At 57.7% G+C, this 17,517-nt stretch carries 17 protein-coding genes, 1 tRNA gene and 1 pseudogene; 13 read left to right on the top strand and 6 right to left on the bottom strand.

The genetic code is table 11. The features are described from left to right. Nucleotides 1-4 precede the first annotated feature (4 nt). The 4 genes from BB347_RS03385 to BB347_RS03370 all read left to right on the top strand — a co-directional run bounded on the left by BB347_RS03385 (nt 5) and on the right by BB347_RS03370 (nt 5,302). The gene (locus BB347_RS03385; RefSeq protein WP_076578393.1) at nt 5-2,257 is read left to right on the top strand and encodes a VWA domain-containing protein; all 2,253 of its coding nucleotides are present in this window, start codon (nt 5-7) and stop codon (nt 2,255-2,257) included. Between the two features lie 84 nt (nt 2,258-2,341). Beyond that, complete coding sequence (locus tag BB347_RS03380; RefSeq protein WP_076578395.1) at nt 2,342-3,919, top strand: uracil-xanthine permease family protein; 1,578 nt, start codon at nt 2,342-2,344, stop codon at nt 3,917-3,919. A gap of 123 nt (nt 3,920-4,042) precedes the next feature. Then, nucleotides 4,043-4,888: an alpha/beta fold hydrolase gene (locus BB347_RS03375; protein WP_076580131.1), complete on the top strand. Its 846-nt coding sequence runs from the start codon at nt 4,043-4,045 to the stop codon at nt 4,886-4,888. Nucleotides 4,889-4,963: 75 nt separating this feature from the next. Continuing rightward, entirely contained in the window at nt 4,964-5,302 is a 339-nt protein-coding gene (locus BB347_RS03370) for a DUF5798 family protein (RefSeq protein ID WP_076578396.1), read from the top strand. Between the two features lie 92 nt (nt 5,303-5,394). Here BB347_RS03370 and BB347_RS03365 read toward each other — a convergent pair whose 3' ends face one another. The 4 genes from BB347_RS03365 to BB347_RS03350 all read right to left on the bottom strand — a co-directional run bounded on the left by BB347_RS03365 (nt 5,395) and on the right by BB347_RS03350 (nt 7,936). After that, on the bottom strand, nt 5,395-5,805 hold the full coding sequence (locus BB347_RS03365; RefSeq protein ID WP_076578398.1) for a CoA-binding protein: 411 nt from the start codon (nt 5,803-5,805) through the stop codon (nt 5,395-5,397). A gap of 57 nt (nt 5,806-5,862) precedes the next feature. Beyond that, entirely contained in the window at nt 5,863-6,594 is a 732-nt protein-coding gene (locus tag BB347_RS03360) for an RAD55 family ATPase (protein ID WP_076578400.1), read from the bottom strand. 176 nt (nt 6,595-6,770) lie between these two features. Further along, a complete protein-coding gene (locus tag BB347_RS03355) occupies nt 6,771-7,619 on the bottom strand; it encodes a geranylgeranylglycerol-phosphate geranylgeranyltransferase (protein ID WP_076578401.1) in 849 nt (282 codons plus the stop codon). Nucleotides 7,620-7,753: 134 nt separating this feature from the next. Next, a complete protein-coding gene (locus BB347_RS03350) occupies nt 7,754-7,936 on the bottom strand; it encodes a DUF7511 domain-containing protein (RefSeq protein ID WP_076580133.1) in 183 nt (60 codons plus the stop codon). Between the two features lie 153 nt (nt 7,937-8,089). Between BB347_RS03350 and BB347_RS03345 the strand changes: the two genes are divergently transcribed. The 7 genes from BB347_RS03345 (at nt 8,090) to BB347_RS03315 (ending at nt 13,309) form a co-directional block, all read left to right on the top strand. Further along, nucleotides 8,090-8,164 (top strand) — tRNA-Arg (locus BB347_RS03345). A 382-nt stretch (nt 8,165-8,546) separates the two neighbouring features. Then, entirely contained in the window at nt 8,547-9,167 is a 621-nt protein-coding gene (locus tag BB347_RS03340) for a hypothetical protein (protein ID WP_076578403.1), read from the top strand. A 104-nt stretch (nt 9,168-9,271) separates the two neighbouring features. Next, entirely contained in the window at nt 9,272-11,197 is a 1,926-nt protein-coding gene (locus BB347_RS03335; RefSeq protein WP_076578405.1) for a DEAD/DEAH box helicase, read from the top strand. Between the two features lie 129 nt (nt 11,198-11,326). Beyond that, nucleotides 11,327-11,713, top strand: coding sequence for a hypothetical protein (locus BB347_RS03330; RefSeq protein ID WP_076578407.1), 387 nt, complete (start codon nt 11,327-11,329; stop codon nt 11,711-11,713). A gap of 3 nt (nt 11,714-11,716) precedes the next feature. Next, nucleotides 11,717-12,115: a hypothetical protein gene (locus BB347_RS03325; protein ID WP_076578409.1), complete on the top strand. Its 399-nt coding sequence runs from the start codon at nt 11,717-11,719 to the stop codon at nt 12,113-12,115. Further along, complete coding sequence (locus BB347_RS03320; RefSeq protein WP_076578411.1) at nt 12,105-12,500, top strand: hypothetical protein; 396 nt, start codon at nt 12,105-12,107, stop codon at nt 12,498-12,500. Before BB347_RS03325 ends, BB347_RS03320 begins: the two co-directional genes overlap by 11 nt. Next, nucleotides 12,497-13,309, top strand: a complete 813-nt coding sequence (locus BB347_RS03315) for a hypothetical protein (protein WP_076578413.1) — start codon at nt 12,497-12,499, stop codon at nt 13,307-13,309. The genes BB347_RS03320 and BB347_RS03315 overlap by 4 nt, the downstream gene beginning before the upstream one ends. Before the next feature lie 171 nt (nt 13,310-13,480). Here the strand turns inward: BB347_RS03315 and BB347_RS19915 are convergent. After that, nucleotides 13,481-13,669 (bottom strand): annotated as a pseudogene (locus tag BB347_RS19915) (tyrosine-type recombinase/integrase); the annotation flags it as partial. 247 nt (nt 13,670-13,916) lie between these two features. Here BB347_RS19915 and BB347_RS03305 point away from each other — a divergent pair. Next, the gene (locus BB347_RS03305; RefSeq protein WP_076578415.1) at nt 13,917-14,981 is read left to right on the top strand and encodes an enolase-like domain-containing protein; all 1,065 of its coding nucleotides are present in this window, start codon (nt 13,917-13,919) and stop codon (nt 14,979-14,981) included. A 234-nt stretch (nt 14,982-15,215) separates the two neighbouring features. Next, nucleotides 15,216-15,869 (top strand): hypothetical protein, encoded by a 654-nt coding sequence (locus tag BB347_RS03300; RefSeq protein WP_076578417.1) that lies wholly within the window; start codon nt 15,216-15,218, stop codon nt 15,867-15,869. 62 nt (nt 15,870-15,931) lie between these two features. Here BB347_RS03300 and BB347_RS03295 read toward each other — a convergent pair whose 3' ends face one another. Further along, a complete protein-coding gene (locus tag BB347_RS03295) occupies nt 15,932-17,443 on the bottom strand; it encodes an aldehyde dehydrogenase family protein (RefSeq protein ID WP_076578419.1) in 1,512 nt (503 codons plus the stop codon). Nucleotides 17,444-17,517 lie beyond the last annotated feature (74 nt).

The following is a 17,517-nucleotide window of genomic DNA, read 5'->3' as shown; positions in this document are numbered from 1 at the left end:
AAGTATGGTTGCAGACGCTGGCGACAAAAACCTGTCGTCACTCCCCTTTCCGGCGATCGTCGGACAGGCGGAGTTGAAACGCGCGTTGCTCGCCGTCGCGGCGAACGACAGCCTCGATGGTGCACTCATCGTCGGCGAGAAAGGAACCGCAAAGTCGACCGCCGTTCGTGGCGTTGTAGACCTCCTTCCGGACCAGCGAGTCGTCGCGGACTGTCCCTACGGCTGTGCCCCCGCGGACTCGAGTCTACAGTGCGAGTCGTGCCGGAACCGCACCCCCGACGAGTTGCCGGTCGAGACGCGACCCGTCCCCCTCGTGACGCTTCCGCTGGGGGCGACTCGAGACCGCGTCGTCGGCACCCTCTCGGTCGAAGACGCCCTCGCCGGCGAGGCCGACTTCGATCCCGGGTTGCTCGCGCGCGCTCACCGCGGGATTCTCTACGTCGACGAGGTCAACCTGCTGGACGATCACCTCGTGGACGTCATCCTCGACTCGGCCGCGAGCGGAGTCAACACCGTCGAACGGGACGGAATCAGCGTTTCTCACCCCGCCAGCTTCACCCTCATTGGGACGATGAATCCCGAGGAGGGCGACCTCCGACCCCAGTTGCGGGATCGTTTCGCTCTCCAGGCCACCGTCGAGGGCTGTCGGGAGGTCGACGACCGCGTCGAGATCATCGACCGCGCGCTCGAGGCCGACGACGCCCCCTCCGCCGAAACCGAGTTCGCGGACGAGACGGCGGCCCTCCGCGAGCAACTCGCCGCGGCTCGCGAGCGTCTCTCGAGCGTTTCCCTCCCTACCGATTTCAAGGAGGAAATCGCACGACTCTGCCTCGAGGCCGGCGTCGACGGCCACCGCGGGGACGTCGCGACGGCCAGAACGGCGATGACCCTCGCCGCACTCGAGGGGCGAACGACGGTCATCGAGCCCGACATCTACGAAGCGGCGAGCTACACCCTTCCCCACCGTCTCCGGAGCACCCCCTTCGAGGACGAACCCGATCTCGAGGACCTGCTCGAGGATCGATTCGACGAGGAGTCGCCCGGCGATGGAGACGCGGAGGGCGAGCGCGACGAACGCGACGAGTGCAGCGAAGGCGGCGAGGGAGATGAACCGAAATCCGAGTCCGGTGGTGAGGGGGAACGCGACGAGACAGATGGCGACGGGAGTGACGACGGCTCACGCGACTCAAGCGAGGGTAGTGACGGCGATTCCGGAGCGGACGACTCCGACTCCAATCGTCCGAACGAATCGAGCGACTCGGACGGTCGCGGTCCCCGACCCGCCGAGGCGGGCAGCGGTGATGGAACGCGTTCTGGGTCTGACGACTCAGGCGGGAAAGGGTCAGACGCTGGCGATACCGGCGAACGTAGCGAGGAGGGGACCGAGGGGGACGACGATGGCGACGAAAACGAGGACGAGGAAGCCCAACCACTCGTTCCCGGCCAGCAGCGCGGAGCCGTCTCGGCAGTCGGGGATGCACGAGCACCCGACCTCGAGTCGTCCGCCACGGCGAGTCGAAACGTCTCCGACGGCGGCGGCACGCGAGCGAGCACGACGCCCAGCGTCGGAAACCGCGGCGCACGCGTCCGAACCGAACCCGCGTCGGATGACGGCCCTATCGACGCGGCTGCGTCGGTTCGCACCGCCGCGGCGCGCGGCGAGTCCCGAGTCGGCGAGCAGGATCTCCGCCAGTCCGTTCGCGCCGGCGAGACGTCGGTGACCATCGTCTTCGCCGTCGACGCGAGCGCCTCGATGCGACCCGCGATGCGCACGGCGAAGGGCGTCGTCCTCGAGTTACTTCGCGAGAGTTACGAACAGCGCGATCAGGTCGCGTTCGTCGCCTTCGCTGGCGAGAAGAGCGAAGTACTGTTGCCCCCGACCGACAGCGTCTCGCTCGCCGCGCGCCACCTGAAGGAGTTGCCATCGGGCGATCGGACGCCGCTCCCGGCGGGTCTCGAGACCTCGAGGCGGGTCCTCGAGCGCGCGGAGACGGACGCCTCGGTCGTCGTGTGCGTGACGGATGGCCGGGCGAACGTCGCTGACGGCAGTCCGACCGAGGCGACTCGGCGGGCCGCACGCGGGCTCGCTGGCGACGACGTGACTGTACTCGTCGTCGATGCCGGCGACGACTCTCGAGCGGGGCTCTCGAAACTGGTCGCGAGCGAGGCCGGCGGTGAGTTGGTCCCCCTCGAGTCGCTGTCTGTCGAGGCAGTCCGCGAGGCCGCGGATCGAGCCGTATCGGACGACTCGAGGTGAGAAAGAGCGGATGCAGTGTCGTGGTTGTGTGCGCCGAATCCGGATCAACATTCATTTGACCCCGCTGTTCCGTTATCCGACGAGATGACTGACGCGGGGGATACTTCGGTGGACAGGGACGCTGATAGCGGGGACGACCGCGAGGTCAGCGACGATATCGAGTACGGCATCGACGACAAACCGCCAGTCGGTGAATCGACGGTGCTCGGCATTCAACACTATCTGACGATGGTCGGGGCGAATATCGCCGTCCCGCTCATTCTCGCGGATGAGATGGGGATGCCGGCCGACGTAACGGCGCAGTTTATCGGCACCTTCTTCGTCGTGAGTGGGATCGCGACGCTGGCACAGACGACGTTCGGGAACCGGTATCCGATCGTGCAGGGCGCACCGTTCTCGATGCTCGCACCGGCGATCGCGATCATCGCCGTGGTCACCGCTGGCGGGGTCGGCGGCGGAGACGACTGGCAGGCCGCGTTACTGCAGCTACAGGGCGCGATTATCGTCGCCGCGACCGTGCAGGTCGCGATGGGGTATTTCGGCCTCGTCGGGAAGCTCCGAAACTACCTCTCTCCCGTCGTCGTCGCGCCGACGATTGCCCTGATCGGTCTCTCGTTGTTCGACGCCGATCAGATCACCCAGATGGACCAAAGCTGGCTGTTGCTCGGGCTGACCCTCGGTCTCATCCTGTTGTTCTCGCAGTACCTCGAGCTCAAACACAAGGCGTTCCGGCTGTATCCGGTTATTCTGGGTATCGGAATCGCGTGGATCACGGCGGCGGGCCTCTCGGTTACGAACGTGCTCGGAAGCGACCACCCGGGACACGTCCCACTCGGTGATGTGACGGATACGGCGCTGCTCATGCCGATTTACCCCTTCCAGTGGGGGATGCCCGAGTTCACGACGGCTTTCATCATCGGGATGTTCGCGGGCGTGCTCGCGTCGATCGTCGAGAGCATCGGCGACTACTACGCCGTCGCGAACATGACCGGAAACGGCGCACCCAGCGAGCAACGGATCAACCACGGTATCGGGATGGAGGGGCTGATGAACATCTTTTCGGGCGTGATGGGAACCGGCGGATCGACCTCCTACTCGGAGAACGTCGGCGCGATCGGGCTGACCGGCGTCGCCTCCCGGTACGTCGTCCAGATCGGTGCCGTCGTCATGCTCGTCTTCGGATTCGTCGGCTACTTCGGCCAACTCGTCGCGACGATTCCCGACCCGATCATCGGCGGCCTCTTCATCGCCATGTTCGCCCAGATCGTCGCCGTCGGAATTGGCAACCTCAAACACGTCGACCTCGAGTCCTCGCGAAACGTCTTCATCATCGGTTTCGCCCTCTTCATCGGGATGGCGATGCCGGCGTACATGGGCAATTTCGAGACCACGCTCGCGTTCCGAGACGAGGTCGGCGTCGAAGCCGCTCTCGCCGGGCAACCGGGCTGGCTCGAGACCGCCGGCGAGGCCGTCGTCGACACGGTGTACATCATCGGCTCGACGGGGATGGCCATCGGGGGACTCGCCGCGCTCTTGCTCGACAACACGATTCCAGGAAGCCGGGAGGAACGCGGACTCGCCGCCTGGGAGCAGATCACCGAAGACGACGACGAGTTCGAGTCGTTCTGGGAGCGCTGGCGCGGCTCCGAGCAGGATCAGTAACCCTCGATTCGTTTCGTCGTCTCGTTTCTCGGTTCTTCCAGGTCATTTCACTCGAGACGACTGCCGCCGCTGTCGGTGCGTGCAACCCGGCGAGCTATGCCCCTCGGCGTGGTCGACGTGACAATGGCGGAACTTGCACTCGAGGACGGTCACCTCTGGTACGAACTGCAGGGAACGGGTCGCCCGCTGGTGTTCATCCACGGCGGCTGGTCGAACGCCCGGGCCTGGGCCCCGCAGGTCGACCGTTTCGCAGACGAATACCAGATTCTCACGCTCGACGTTCGCGGCCACGGCAACACGGGTGCCACCGACTCGGAGCGCTACTCGATCGAACGCTTCACAGACGACCTCGAGCGACTGCTCAACGACCTCGATCTCGAGCAGCCGGTGCTCTGTGGGCTCTCGCTGGGGTCGATGGTCGTTCAAGAGTTTCTGAACCGACACCCGAACGACGTTGCGGGTGCGATCCTCGCGGGCGCCGTTCGCTCGATGCCGCCACTCGAGGTGCCCAACTCGACGAAGGCGCTCTTTTCACCCACGCCAGCAATCGCAGCGTCGGTCGCGCTGAGTGGCTCCACGGCGACGTTTCGATCGATGTGCGGTTCGATTCGCGCGGCGACCGGCGGCGACTGGCTCTCCGTCAACCCCGAAATCAGACGCGACGCAATCGCGGCCGTCGACGACATCGACGAAGCCGAATTTCGGAAAATCTTCGACGCGCTCTATCGCTACAACCCGCCCGACCTCTCCGTCGACACGCCAACGCTCGTCGTCCACGGCGGGAGTGAGGCACCGCTGGTCAAACGCCAGGGCCGACGGCTCGTCGCGGGCCTTCCCCGCGGCGAGCGAGTCGAGATTCCCGACTCGGGACACCTCGTCAACCAGGATCGACCAGCGGCGTTCAACACGACGTGTGCGACGTTCCTCGAGTCGGCGTTCGAGCGCCGGAAACCGGCCTCGAGCGAGTGACCCGTCGTGAGCCGTTGATTGCCAATCGAGAGACAGAGGAAAAAGCCCATTAGCTCCCCGACACAGTAGCTGCATATGGGACTTGGCAGCACTGCGAAAAAGATTCAGGGTCTGTCGGACCGCGCCGAAGCGATGTACAAGCAAGTACAGGAGCTTCAACAACGTATCATCGGCCTCGAGGAGGAAGTCGACGACACGCACCAAACGGTCGAGAAGATCGACCACCAACTGACCGAACAGCGCGCGCTGTTGCTCGCACTCGCCGAGGAACAGGGTATCGACGGCGAGGAAATTTTAGCCGAAGCCGCAATCGACGAAGCCGAACTCGAGGACGACGAGAACACGGAGGCCGAAACCGAGGCTGAGACCGGAACCGACGAACCCGTCGAAAACGTCGACGCACCGTCTGAGTGAGCAATTCCTCTGTTTTTGTCTCCTGGTTAGCTAGCGTTTCTCCATCCTGACCTTCCGACACTCCGCTACGCGACTCACGCGACTCACACTACTCACGCGACGAGTCGCCGATGTTCGACTTTCATACAGCGATCCTGGACGACGGCTCGACCATCGGCTTCGACGCGGGCCGCAGCGTCGTCGTCGCGAATCCCCTGTTGGGTCCAAACGACGTCGACGTCCTCGCGCTCGAGTGCGGCGTCGACGATCTCACCGACTTCCTCGCTCGGTCGGAAGACACAAACGACGTCGATTTCGTCGTCGACATCGGCGAGCGTGTCGGGAACCGACCGACCGAAAATCTCGTCCGCGAAGGGGTTGACCGGGATGACGTCGTACCCCTGCTCGAGCAGGTACTTCGGCACGTCGTGAGCTGCTTTTCCGGGGGTGCTCGAACAGCCCACGACGGCGATCGTCTCGGCGTCGAGCACATCCTCGAGTTCCGCTGGTGTGTCGAGTGGCATACGCGAGCGTACGCGTTCGACGACGAAACCTTTCGGGGTCGACACAGGGCTGCCCGATCAGGACGAAAAGCCGGCCGTGGTGATGTTCGGAGTGCCGTCTTCACCGTCCTCGAGTTCGATGACAGCGTCGAAGAGCTGTTTGAGCGTGTTCATCGTCTGGCCGTCGTGGGCCGTCGAATCGATGACGTAGATACCGGTCGCATCGGCACTCTGAACCCGTCCCGTAAAGACGTGCAAAAATCGAAACACGGTCTGGAGATTCGAATACAACAACAGCGTCGACACGGAGTGGAGGAGCACCCGGTTCTCGGTCACGCCCCGGCCCTCGTAGAACTCCTCGAGAAACGCCGAGAGGCTGATTCCGATACCAGTCATGTCGACTGGCGAAGACGCGTACTTCACTCGCGGATCGTCCTCAACGGTTCCGACCCCGCGTTGTTTCGTGACGCAGTCGACGACACCGACGGGACCGCCGGCCCGGGAACCGGCCGTCGACTCGCGACCCCCACTCGAGCCAGTCGCGGTGGTCGCTGCCTCCGCGACAGCCGCGTCCGCGCCGGAAGATTTGGGGGCCGTCTGGAGGTCGTCGACCGACTCGTCGATCGCCTCGAGTACCGTCGTCGCGTCGTCTTCGGTCGAGACGACGATCGAGCCACCACCTCGATCGACACCGTTTGCGAGGATATCGAACGCGAGGGTTCGTTTCCCCGTCATCGGGGGGCCAGCAACGAGCACGTTTGTCCCTGGTTGGAAGCCTTTCTCTGGGAGGCTATCGGCGAGACCATGCATACCTAATTTCACATCCATCAACCGTTGTACCGGCCAGCAATCGAACGCTGACGATGATACCGTCTGCCAGTCAAATGTTCAAGCGAGGTTATATTGTTTTTGGTCGAACAGTAACGATCGATAGTGATGGTAGTCGAACAGCAAGACGTCGTTTGTCACAACGGGTCATTCGCTAGTTACGCCGGGAAGACGATCACGCCTCGACCAACGATAAATGCGACAGCAGCGAGAAACGTCCCGTACTTGAGGTGTTCTTGTCCAGCCGTTGGATCGTCGAAACTTTCGTAGGTCGCGTAGCACATAATCGCGACGGCCGGAACGACGAGCGCCAGATACGCAGCGCCGAATTCCCCGAGGAAATAGGGGAATGGACTCGCAGCAACGCCCACGAGCAGCAATCCCGTTGCGACCAACAGTGCTCGTCGCTCACCGATAGCGATCGGAAGCGTGTTCAGCCCCTCCTCTCGATCGCCCTCGATATCCTCGACATCCTTGATGATCTCTCGAGTCAACGTGGCAATCGCTGCGAGCAAAAAGAGGACCACGGCTGGCCCTAACTCGCCGACCGCTGCCGCCCCGAAGAGGAACGTGCTCCCGACGAGATAGGCGACCAACGCGTTCCCGACTCCGGGGAGGCCCTTGAACACCTCCGTGTACGCGACCAACGCGGCGAGGTTGATCGCCGCAATCGCAATCGCCAGCCGTGGAAGCACGAGCGCGAGCGCGACCGCAGCCCCGAAGAGCACGAGACTGAATACGAGCGCACCGCGTGGCGACACCGCACCGCGGGGAATCGCTCGTCCGGGCTGATTGATTCGATCGATCTCTCGGTCGAAGTAATCGTTGATCGCGTTGCCCGCACCGACGGCCAGCCCAGTCGCCGCCACCGCAGCGGCCACTGCAAACGGGTACTCGCTCACGCTGCCGGCGACGAACGCCCCGATGAACGTCAACACGCTGGCCGCGACGACGTTCACCGGCCGCGTTAACTCGAGTAACCCACGAACCGTCTCTCCCGCTGTCATTGCCAGCACTGGTCAGCGGGCGTGGTTAAACGGTACGATATGCCGCCGCGACTCCTCACAGGTGTACTGACAGGAGCGGCGCTCGGGTGCGACGGAATTCGCTCTCAGTGCGCGATGAGAAGAGAGTGCGGGCGCTATCGCCACGCCTCGAGATCACAGAGTGCATCACCATCGATCGAGAGCCACTTGCTCACCCTGTCGTCGCCGGACGCATCGGCGGGGACGGCAGTCCAGCTCTCTTCGTCTTCGGTGAGCAACTCGAGTGGTACGTCCTGCGAGCGACCATCGTCGGGACCCGTAGCCTCGTTCACCGTCATACGTACTTGGTCGTAGAACCCGACGACAAAGACCACCCTCGGTCGTTTTCATCGAGTGAGAAGCACCGCACAATTTGGATGGTATGGTGGCCCCTGTCGAAATGGTTGCAAACCGAGCGACTTATACGGGGTCGACGGAAATTGCTCAAGTGAGGGCGCTTAGCTCAGTCTGGACAGAGTGCTTGGCTTCGGACCAAACCGTCGCGGGTTCAAATCCTGCAGCGCCCATGATTTTGCGACGAACGGACGTGAGGAGCAAATCATGTCCGCGAAGGATTTGAATCAGGGAGCAGCTACGCTGCGACCGTGGTTCAAATCATGCAGCGCCCATTCGTTTTCCGGACGATTCAAATCCGACAGACGGCAGCACATCCTTTATAAGGGGACGCACACTCACGAAGTTGATTTCGTTATGTCGCGTAACGGGGGTTGGAGTCCTCTTGCGGTTCGCGTATATCCAAACAGGGTGTTAGAGAATATATACTGATGGATTTATTCCCACGTAAGAAGTTCTGTGGATTTTTTGAAAGAGAATCTATTCAGGTTGTTCACATTGACTATTGGTTTTCCCCAACAGATATGAGGTCTTGTTATAGAATTACATTTGAACATGGAAATAACTGCAACTGTAGATTACGGCACACTAGAAATTGAGCTATCCAGTGATGAAAGGGAAGAGGTACAACAAAACCTTTTAGAGGTTATTGATTTCCTTGAAGAAAATAATGAGGCGTTCAAAGGATTGGATCTAACTGTTCAGAATGGGAGCAGTCAGACTGAACTTAGCGCAACAGAGTGGTCAAACAATGACGGTCAGCAAGAGCAGTCGAAAGACGATGGCTCATCTCTCAAAAGCCTTGCTCGGAAGTTCGATGTGACTATAGAGGCAATTAATGAAATCGTTTTTGTCGACCCATTCGGGGAAGAGCGCCCACAATTAATGGCCAATAGCGAGCAACTAGGAAGTAGTGTACCTGAGAGGCAGCGTCATGCAGCATTCATCATTTTAACCGTACTCGAAGAGTGCTATGATGAGGAAGAAATTGAAACAGCAGAATTTAAAGAATTGCTCACATTCGCCGGAATTTCAGATGGTAATCTATACCGTGCTTGGGATGACAGTCTGTTTCAAACTGGAAAAGGGAGATCAGCTAAGGTTAGCCTCAAAGGGCCGGGAAAAAGAGAGGCTAAAAAATATCTGAAAGCTCTATTGGAATCTAATGCTAAATAAGCCATAAAAAATTTCAAAAGTTGTTCACAGTCCGAAAGATTATAGTTGCGCCGGCGCAATATGACTGTACAGGTTGATGTTTGCGCTAACATAGTAACATAGTTATGAGTGAATCTAAACCAAGTCGAGGATTTCAGTCAGATGATTTCAAGACCGCGGTAAACGAGGTACTCAAGGAATCTCCTGTGGTAACCTCCCGATGGATCGCAGAGTTGGTGGGATGTTCCCGAGAGCGCGCACGTCAATATCTTAAAGGAAAATTTCACGAAGGGGTTCTAGATCGGCGACAGGTAGGTGGTGGCGCGATGGTCTACTTCCCGATGGAGATGCAGCGTGTAGCATCACAATTCTCGGAAGAAATTGTATCGAGGCAACCTACCAACGAGAAAGATACTTCGCCAGCAAAAACAGACAATAATAGTTTAGACGAACGCGTGTTATTCTTCCCAAGTCGTCGAGAGATCGCTGTTGATCATCCTACTAAGAATACTCGAAGTATTCTTTCCCAGACTGCCCACCTAGTTGACTCAACCGCAAATTCATACCTCTATAAAGTTAGTAAGGAAGATATCTGGAGTACGCCTTATAATGAGTTCAACGTATTACGGAATGATCTCCAAGAGGTTTTTGGTGATAAGTGGGATAAAGGATTTGAGAGTCGCATCAAAAATGATTGGACTCGTGCTCACCAGTTCCAACTGCGAACAGAAACCGATGAGAATGGGCACAAGTATACTGTTCTTCAGGCAGACAACGCAGGAGTTTTCGAGGATGTAGCGAAGCGAAAGCTGAAGCACAATAAACATTACACGGAGTTCCTCTCAGACACTGATCTCCGCGTCCGTAATGAGGCTGAGGCGGATGTCAAGGAGCGACTATACGAAGAGGGCTATCCAGTTATCGACAACCGTCACCTCGAAGAGGGGAAGACACTTTCTATCGAATTGGATGACGACCTCACACTCCGTGACTACCAAGAAGAGTGGCTCAGCCATTTCACGGACCGGAAATCCGGTGTGTTCGTCGGTCCTTCTGGCTCCGGAAAAACAGTCGCTGCGATCGCTGTGATGGCTGAGATCAAAGGTGAAACACTCATTTTGGTTCCTACGCAGGACCTTGCTCGTCAGTGGAAGGATGAGCTCATCGAGAAGACAAACTTGAGTCCATATGAGATTGGGCAGTATCACGGCAATGAAAAGCAAATCCGACCGGTGACCGTTGCAACCTACGACACAGCGGCGATGAGTCGACACCGGAAGCTATTCAATGAACGGAAATGGGGACTCATTGTCGCGGACGAGTGCCACCATGCTGTTGCGAGTACTTGGAAGAGATTCCGAGAAATTCAGTCAAAATCACGGCTTGGACTTAGTGCAACACCAATCCGCGAGAGCGGCGACGCGAAGCAGATTTACACACTTATTGGACCACCAGTTGGATCTGACTGGGGTAATCTTTTCACAGATGGATGGGTTTCGAAACCAAAAGTAGACGTTCTAATGACCCCGTGGGGTTCCGAGCAGGCTCGTGAACGATACAAGCGTGCCGAGGGAAACCAACAGCTCATTGAAGCTGCGAAAAACCCGGCAAAGCGCGAAGCCATCAAGCGACTAATTCATCGTCATGAATCGGAGAAGATCTTAGTCTTTGTGGACTGGATCGAACAAGGAGAACAATTGTCCTCAGAGCTTAGTGTTCCGTTCATTTGTGGGGAAACCTCGCATGACGAGCGAGAGCGTAGATACGAGGAGTTCCGAAATGGGGATATTGATGTACTTATTGTTTCGAGAATCGGGGATGAAGGTATCGATCTCCCAGATGCTGAAGTTGCTATTTTAGCGTCGACTCGGGGCTCTTCTCGGGCACAGACCGGCCAAAGAGCGGGGCGAACGATGCGTCCGTACGGTGAGTCACAAGTATACATTTTGCTCACGAAAGGTTCTGGTGAAGAAGACTGGGGTCGAGAGAGTACTCAGTATTTGGCAGAGAAAGGTATCGATGTAACGAAAACAGACCTGAAACTAAATTAAACTTGGTCCTTGGTCTGTCTCTATCCTTTCCGAGGTATTCATAGTCAGTATATAAACCGTGGTGAGATAGGTGGTGATAGTCCAGAAACAAGAAAGTTTTTAATAAACCAATGATTAAAGTATACTTGAATGTCAAACCAGACTTCACTTGAGGACCTTCTCGTAGATGAGGAGAAGCTAAACAAGGAACTTTTAGCAGGAACCGTCAGCAAGTACGTGAAAATTGGAAAAGATAGCGGTGATCTCATTCCAAATGAGAGGTATAACGACCTAATTTCGAAAAAGAAGATTGTAGTTGCTCTTCTTGCCCAGAAAGCTCGTTTCGAATTGGATATGGTTGAGGAGGAGTGGCTTCCTCCAGCGGAAATCAACGAGATGACTGGTGTCAAGACAGGAACAATCTATCCGGCAGTTCGCGAACTCACCGACGACGGAATCGTCAGTGATGACGATGGAGACTACATGATTCCCTCGGTGAAGGTTGAGCAGGCGAAAGAATATCTTGCAGAGGACTAATCTATGGCTGGAAAAGAAATTAAACAAGAGTTAGAAGGCTTAAAGGAAAGGGTTGCAGTTCTGGAATCTAAAATGGAAGGAGAGCAACAGACTATCTCGCGGTCGATGGACCTCTCGACGTTCGTACAAGAGTTTGGCCCAAGCAATCATTCCGAACGTGCGACAGCCATCGCTTATTATTTGGAAGCTTATAAAGACCAAGAGACGTTTACGGTGAAAGATATCCGAACAGGATATGAACAGTGTCGCTTCAGCCCCCCTGCGAATATGAGCGACGCACTTGCGAGCTGCGAGGACAAGGGCTGGGTAATGCGGAAAGGGAAAGACGGTCAAACGACGATTCGCCAGCTCACGAAGTCCGGCATTGAAAAGGTTGAGGAGGTATTGGATAATGAGTCTTGAAGACCGGATCAACGAGGAGATGGTCGTTGATGCTGAATCGATTCTTGAGGAATACTTTGAGGAGTCGAATCAGTTGTTCCGTATTTTCGAGGATGGAATGATTGATCCTAAATCAGACTTCGACAATGCACCTTGGCGAGAGCTAGTTTTGATCTATCTCATTGGACAGCGATACGCATATGAAGGTGGAAAGGCCGACGCACCTTCTCTCCCCTACAGCTACTTTTACGCGAGAGTCGATGTTGACGAGAGTACTGTTCGTTCCTATATGAATAAGCTTGATGATGACCTTATTGTCGAGAAAGATGATGAGAGCGATGAATGGAAAATTGTACCCGATAATCTTCCTAAAGCCCTTTCTCGTATCGAGGGATCTCAAGAATGAGTGTAAAGTTTGTCCGCGGTGAGTTGCTTGATGCGGACCTCCATGAAGAGTCTGTCAACGACCTTATTGAGCATTATCGTGATATGCGGTTCCACTTAGCAAATGAAAACTACGTGGAAGCGGGCGCTCATGTGGGTAATTTCTGTGAGAACCTCGCGAACATCATCCGGGCCGAAACTGGTGAGGGAGTTGATCCCTACATTGGAGTCGGGAATTTTTTAGACAGCATTCTCAACGGTAATTTCCCAAAGAACGGACTGGATTATGAGGTCTACACAACCATTCCACGGACAATGCGAGTTGCTTATGATCTCCGGAATAATCGCGACTCGGTCCACGTGAATCTAGAGGTCGAAGTTAACCACTCTGATACGCAGACAGCAGTCCGTCTCTGCACATGGATGTTAGCCGAGATGTTGCGAGTCTACAGTGACGAGGACCATCTCGATAATGTGGCAGAAATCATTGAGCAACTTGCCGCCCCGATGACACCATATATCGATAGCTACAATGGAAATCGTTTGGTGATGCATCGTGAACTCGGTCTACAAGAGGAACTGTTAGTGCATCTGTATGCTCTCGGGACTGAAGTTGCTGCTGAGAAACTGACAGAGTGGATTGTTGGATCGAACGGGCATAGTGTAAAGAGTAATCTCGGAAGTATGAAGAAATCTAGACAGGTACACTATGACGACGGGAAGGCGAAAATCACGCCCCTTGGGGTAGAAAAAGCCGAGGAAATTGTTGAAGAATATTTTAATGGAGCAATCCCAGACATGGAGCGCAGAAATAAACAAATGGCTAATTGATGTCCGATATGTTGGATAGAAACACGGCCTCAATTCACTTCGTTTTGCTCAGTTGTAGTATGGCCCGGGAACCACTAGACCGTGCTTCTAGCACCAGTTTTTCGATTCTAAAACATTTCTTTTCGAGATTTTTTCCGTAGCAGATGCGAGACTTCCCTCGCAACGACGTCACAAGCGGTACTCATGGAGTGTCCGCCCCGATAGCTCGTTTAAATTGGCAATTTCCTCAGCATCACACCAGCGATCGAAGTGGCCGAGTCGCGAGCTGTGAGAGTACAGCGTCGCTTTCGACACTTCGGTATCGCGGTCAGCGAGGTACAGTTCTAGCGCAGTTTTTGGATCGATTGGTTCGAGACTCATCGCTCTTTGTGGTGCGAACCACGTTTGGAGCCCCAATATCGGTGCTCGATATCGGATGTGTTGGGTCCGAAAGGTCGAATCGTTCCTCCCGTGAACGTGCGCCTGCAGCGCCCATGTTTTCACGATATTCGACCCCCTCGAGGTCCACGAAACACTCGATCACGGATCGCGGAGTAAAAGCGAGATTTGATCGCGCCGTAGCCCCCGTTTTGGTATAAGTGACTGGGTGACGTACTACCGACAGAGTATGCTTTACGACGACGTTTCTGGGCTCAGCGTCGATATCGATGGGTACGACCTCCACCGCCACGAGCGAGCGACGTCGAGTGGCTTCGACCGCGTGACGACCACCGTCGCGTTGCACGGCGGCGACGAGACCGGAACCGGTGAAGACGTTACGTACGACAACGAGGACCACAACGCGTTGCAAAACGCGCCCGAGGAGTTCTCCCTGAACGGCCAGTACACGCTCGAGGAGTTCTCGACTCAGTTGTCGACACAGGAGTTGTTTCCCGGCACCGAACCGGACCAATCGATCTTTCGAAACTACCGACGGTGGGCGTTCGAAAGCGCCGCGCTCGACCTCGCGTTGAAACAAGCCGAAACGACGCTCGCCGAGCGTCTCGGTCGGGAGTACCGTCCCGTCAGGTTCGTCGTGAGCACCCGTCTGGACGAGCCGCCGACGGGAGATCGAATCCTCGAGTGGCTCGAGCAAGATCCAACTCTCGAGTTCAAACTCGATCCGACGTCGGAGTGGACGGACGGCACCGTCTCCCGGCTGGCCGAAACCGACGCCGTTCGCGTGCTCGACCTCAAGGGCCAATACCACGGGACGACCGTCGATCAGCCGGCCGATCCGGCGCTTTACGAGCGCGTCATCGACGGCTTCCCGGAGGCACTCATCGAGGATCCGGCGTTGACCGACGAGACGCGACCGTTGTTCGAGGATCACGAGGACAGCGTGACGTGGGACTACCCGATCCGGAGCGTCGAGACCATCGAGGACCTTCCGTGGGAGCCGACGTGGCTCAATATCAAGCCGTCGCGCTTCGGCTCGCTTCGAGCGCTGTTCGACACGCTCGAGTACTGTGAGAACAACGGGATACGGATGTACGGTGGCGGCCAGTTCGAACTCGGCGTCGGACGTGAACACCTCCACGCCATCGCGTCGCTGTTCTATCCGGAGTCGCCGAACGACATCGCGCCGAAGGGGTACAACGAACCGGAACCGAGCGATGATCTCCCCTCGAGTCCGCTCGCCCCGCCGTCGAGCACTCGTGGACTCGCGTGGAAGTACGCGGACTCGTCCTAAGCAGAACCGTCCTCACACGATACGCAGAATCGCCCCAATCCGACACCACGAATCGGACCCAACCGTTCACGCCGGTGAATTACTGTATTTCAGTGCCCTCATTGACGATCATTAGTATCGTTGGCCCATCGGACAGCGAACCCTCTCCGGTAACGCCGTCGTAACTACGCAATAACAGATCGGGTGACACTAACGAGAACTTATTTGTTGTGTCGGTTACACGCTGCAATCAGTATGGCAATGATCAATACGGTTCTCATCTCTACATCGTGGATAAAGTCGCTCGTCGGACGTTCAGACGACGAATCTGAATCGAACGACGTGTTGTCGGCAGTCGATACCCGAATGGGGTTCGACGGCTCGCTCGAGGGTGCGGAAGTGATCGGTCGAAGCCCACAGTCGTACGTCGAAGCGGGCGAGTCGGTATCATCGTACGTCGGAAAACAGGTGACACACAAACTCTCGGAGTACGGACTCGAGGAAATCGAGCCCGAGGAGTGGTATTCGCTCGCGATCCCGCTCGCAATGCTGTACGATATGCGAGACGAGTACGGTGGTGTCAGAATGCGCAACATGGGTCAAAACGTCCCCGAGCACGTCGAATTCCCGCCGGAACTCACCGAGGTCGAGAACGCGTTGCACGCGATCGATCGAGCCTATCAACAGAACCACCGCGGTGACGAAATCGGCTTCTACGAGTTCGAGATGGACGGCTCGAGTGAGGGAATCATGACCTGTGAGACGCCGTATCCCTGTGAATTCGACAAGGGACTCATCATGGGCGTCGCGGAGAAGTTCACGGACAACCACGTCGACGTAGAGGAGATCGGAGAACAGTGTCGAGAAGACGACGACCAGCGCTGTACGTATCGCGTCGAGTGGATCTAACCCGCTTCGAGCGACGGCGCTTCGTGTGACAACCGATTTGGCTTCTTCACGATTGGGCCGACTCAGTACGGATACTCGCGAGGCTCGCGCTGAACGGAGATCCACTTCAACGTCGTCAGGGTGTCCATAATCCACTCATCGTTGTACCGGCCCATGCCCGACGCGCCGACGCCGCCGAATGCAACGTGGGGCTCGTCGTTCAACGGCTGGTCGTTGATGTGGACCATTCCGGTCTCGAGGGCGTCGGCGACGTCTCGGGCGCGAGCGACGTCGCTCGAGTGAACCGAACCTGACAGCCCGTACTCGGTCTCGTTGGCCAGGCGGATTGCCTCCTCGTCCGATTCGAAGGGGATTACCGGTGCGACCGGTCCGAAATGCTCGTTGCACGCTACCGGCATGTCACTGGTGACCCCCGAAAGCACCGTGGGCTCGACGAACAGGCCGTCGTGGTCGCCACCGGCTTCTGCTGTCGCACCGCGTTCGATCGACTCCTCGACGTAGCCGACGATCTTGTCCCGCTGGCTCTCGTTGATGACCGGGCCGACGAGGGATCCCTCCTCGAGTGGGTGACCGATGGGGAGCTGTTCGGCACGCTCGGCGAGGCCAGCGACGTACTCGTCGTAGAGCGATTCGTGGACGAGGTGGCGGTTGATCGAGATGCACTCCTGGCCCTGGTGGGTGAACGAGCCGAACGCGCCGGCGTCGATCGCTCGCTCGAGATCGGCATCCTCAAGGACGATGTGGGCGTTGTTTCCGCCGAGTTCCAGTGCGGGCTCCGTGAACGCGCCGACGGCGCGCTGGCCGACGCCGCGGCCGACTTCGGATGAACCGGTAAAGGACATCACCGAGGGAACCGAATGGCCGGAGAAGTGGTCGCCGATTTCGTGGCCGTTGCCGGGGACGACGTTCAAGACGCCGTCGGGGAGCCCGGCCTCTTCGAAGATCTTCGCGAGCACGAGCCCACCCGTGATGGGGGTGTGTTCGTCGGGTTTGAGGACGACGCTGTTGCCCAATGCGAGAGCGGGGGCAACGACGCGACTCGAGAGGTACAGCGGGAAGTTCCACGGCGTGATGACGCCGACGACGCCCGCTGGCTCGCGAACGAGGAAGTTCTCCTTGCCCGGCGTGACCGATTCCTTGCGTCGGCCGCCGTCGCGCATGGCCAGCCCGGCACCGACGTCCATCGTCCCCTGTGCGAGTTGGATCTCGAAGCCGGTTTTCAACTGCACGCCGCCACACTCGAGGGCGAACAGCGTCGCGAGGTCGTCGGCGTACTCGCTTAGGAGTCGGGAGGCTTCGGAGACGATGGCGGCGCGTTCCTGCGGGGGATAGTCGGCCCACTCCGATTGGGCATCGTCGGCGATGGCGTACGCCTCGTCGACGTCGGCTTCGGTCGCAGCGGGGACCGTAGTCAGCGTCTCCTGCGTCGCGGGATTTTCGACGTCGATCGGGTTTCGGTCCCCCGCTGGGTTCCACTCGCCGTCGAGATACAGTCCGTTCCAGCCGCGTTCGGGGGCAATCTCGAGGTCGTCGACGTCGATCCGATCAGCAGAGACAGCACGTGGTTCTGTCATGTCTATGGCTTCTTCGGAATCTGCTTATGTATTTTGTTCTGATATTCACGCCAGATAATCGGATGCGGGCTCCT

It is taken from the genome of Natronorubrum daqingense (assembly GCF_001971705.1).
GTDB lineage: Archaea > Halobacteriota > Halobacteria > Halobacteriales > Natrialbaceae > Natronorubrum > Natronorubrum daqingense.
The sequence above is the reverse complement of the archived record's forward strand: the minus strand, read 5'-3'. Positions and strand labels throughout refer to the sequence as shown.

What these genes read in the sequence shown, in the direction of transcription:
- BB347_RS03355 (WP_076578401.1), bottom strand. Translation starts at nt 7,619, where the DNA reads ATGACAGCGGGAGAGACGGTTCGTGGGTTACTCGAGTTAACGCGGCCG.
- BB347_RS03380 (WP_076578395.1), top strand. Translation starts at nt 2,342, where the DNA reads ATGACTGACGCGGGGGATACTTCGGTGGACAGGGACGCTGATAGCGGG.
- BB347_RS03305 (WP_076578415.1), top strand. Translation starts at nt 13,917, where the DNA reads ATGCTTTACGACGACGTTTCTGGGCTCAGCGTCGATATCGATGGGTAC.
- BB347_RS03340 (WP_076578403.1), top strand. Translation starts at nt 8,547, where the DNA reads ATGGAAATAACTGCAACTGTAGATTACGGCACACTAGAAATTGAGCTA.
- BB347_RS03370 (WP_076578396.1), top strand. Translation starts at nt 4,964, where the DNA reads ATGGGACTTGGCAGCACTGCGAAAAAGATTCAGGGTCTGTCGGACCGC.
- BB347_RS03320 (WP_076578411.1), top strand. Translation starts at nt 12,105, where the DNA reads ATGAGTCTTGAAGACCGGATCAACGAGGAGATGGTCGTTGATGCTGAA.
- BB347_RS03315 (WP_076578413.1), top strand. Translation starts at nt 12,497, where the DNA reads ATGAGTGTAAAGTTTGTCCGCGGTGAGTTGCTTGATGCGGACCTCCAT.
- BB347_RS03385 (WP_076578393.1), top strand. Translation starts at nt 5, where the DNA reads ATGGTTGCAGACGCTGGCGACAAAAACCTGTCGTCACTCCCCTTTCCG.
- BB347_RS03330 (WP_076578407.1), top strand. Translation starts at nt 11,327, where the DNA reads ATGTCAAACCAGACTTCACTTGAGGACCTTCTCGTAGATGAGGAGAAG.
- BB347_RS03375 (WP_076580131.1), top strand. Translation starts at nt 4,043, where the DNA reads ATGGCGGAACTTGCACTCGAGGACGGTCACCTCTGGTACGAACTGCAG.
- BB347_RS03360 (WP_076578400.1), bottom strand. Translation starts at nt 6,594, where the DNA reads ATGCATGGTCTCGCCGATAGCCTCCCAGAGAAAGGCTTCCAACCAGGG.
- BB347_RS03335 (WP_076578405.1), top strand. Translation starts at nt 9,272, where the DNA reads ATGAGTGAATCTAAACCAAGTCGAGGATTTCAGTCAGATGATTTCAAG.
- BB347_RS03325 (WP_076578409.1), top strand. Translation starts at nt 11,717, where the DNA reads ATGGCTGGAAAAGAAATTAAACAAGAGTTAGAAGGCTTAAAGGAAAGG.
- BB347_RS03300 (WP_076578417.1), top strand. Translation starts at nt 15,216, where the DNA reads ATGGCAATGATCAATACGGTTCTCATCTCTACATCGTGGATAAAGTCG.
- BB347_RS03350 (WP_076580133.1), bottom strand. Translation starts at nt 7,936, where the DNA reads ATGACGGTGAACGAGGCTACGGGTCCCGACGATGGTCGCTCGCAGGAC.
- BB347_RS03365 (WP_076578398.1), bottom strand. Translation starts at nt 5,805, where the DNA reads ATGCCACTCGACACACCAGCGGAACTCGAGGATGTGCTCGACGCCGAG.
- BB347_RS03295 (WP_076578419.1), bottom strand. Translation starts at nt 17,443, where the DNA reads ATGACAGAACCACGTGCTGTCTCTGCTGATCGGATCGACGTCGACGAC.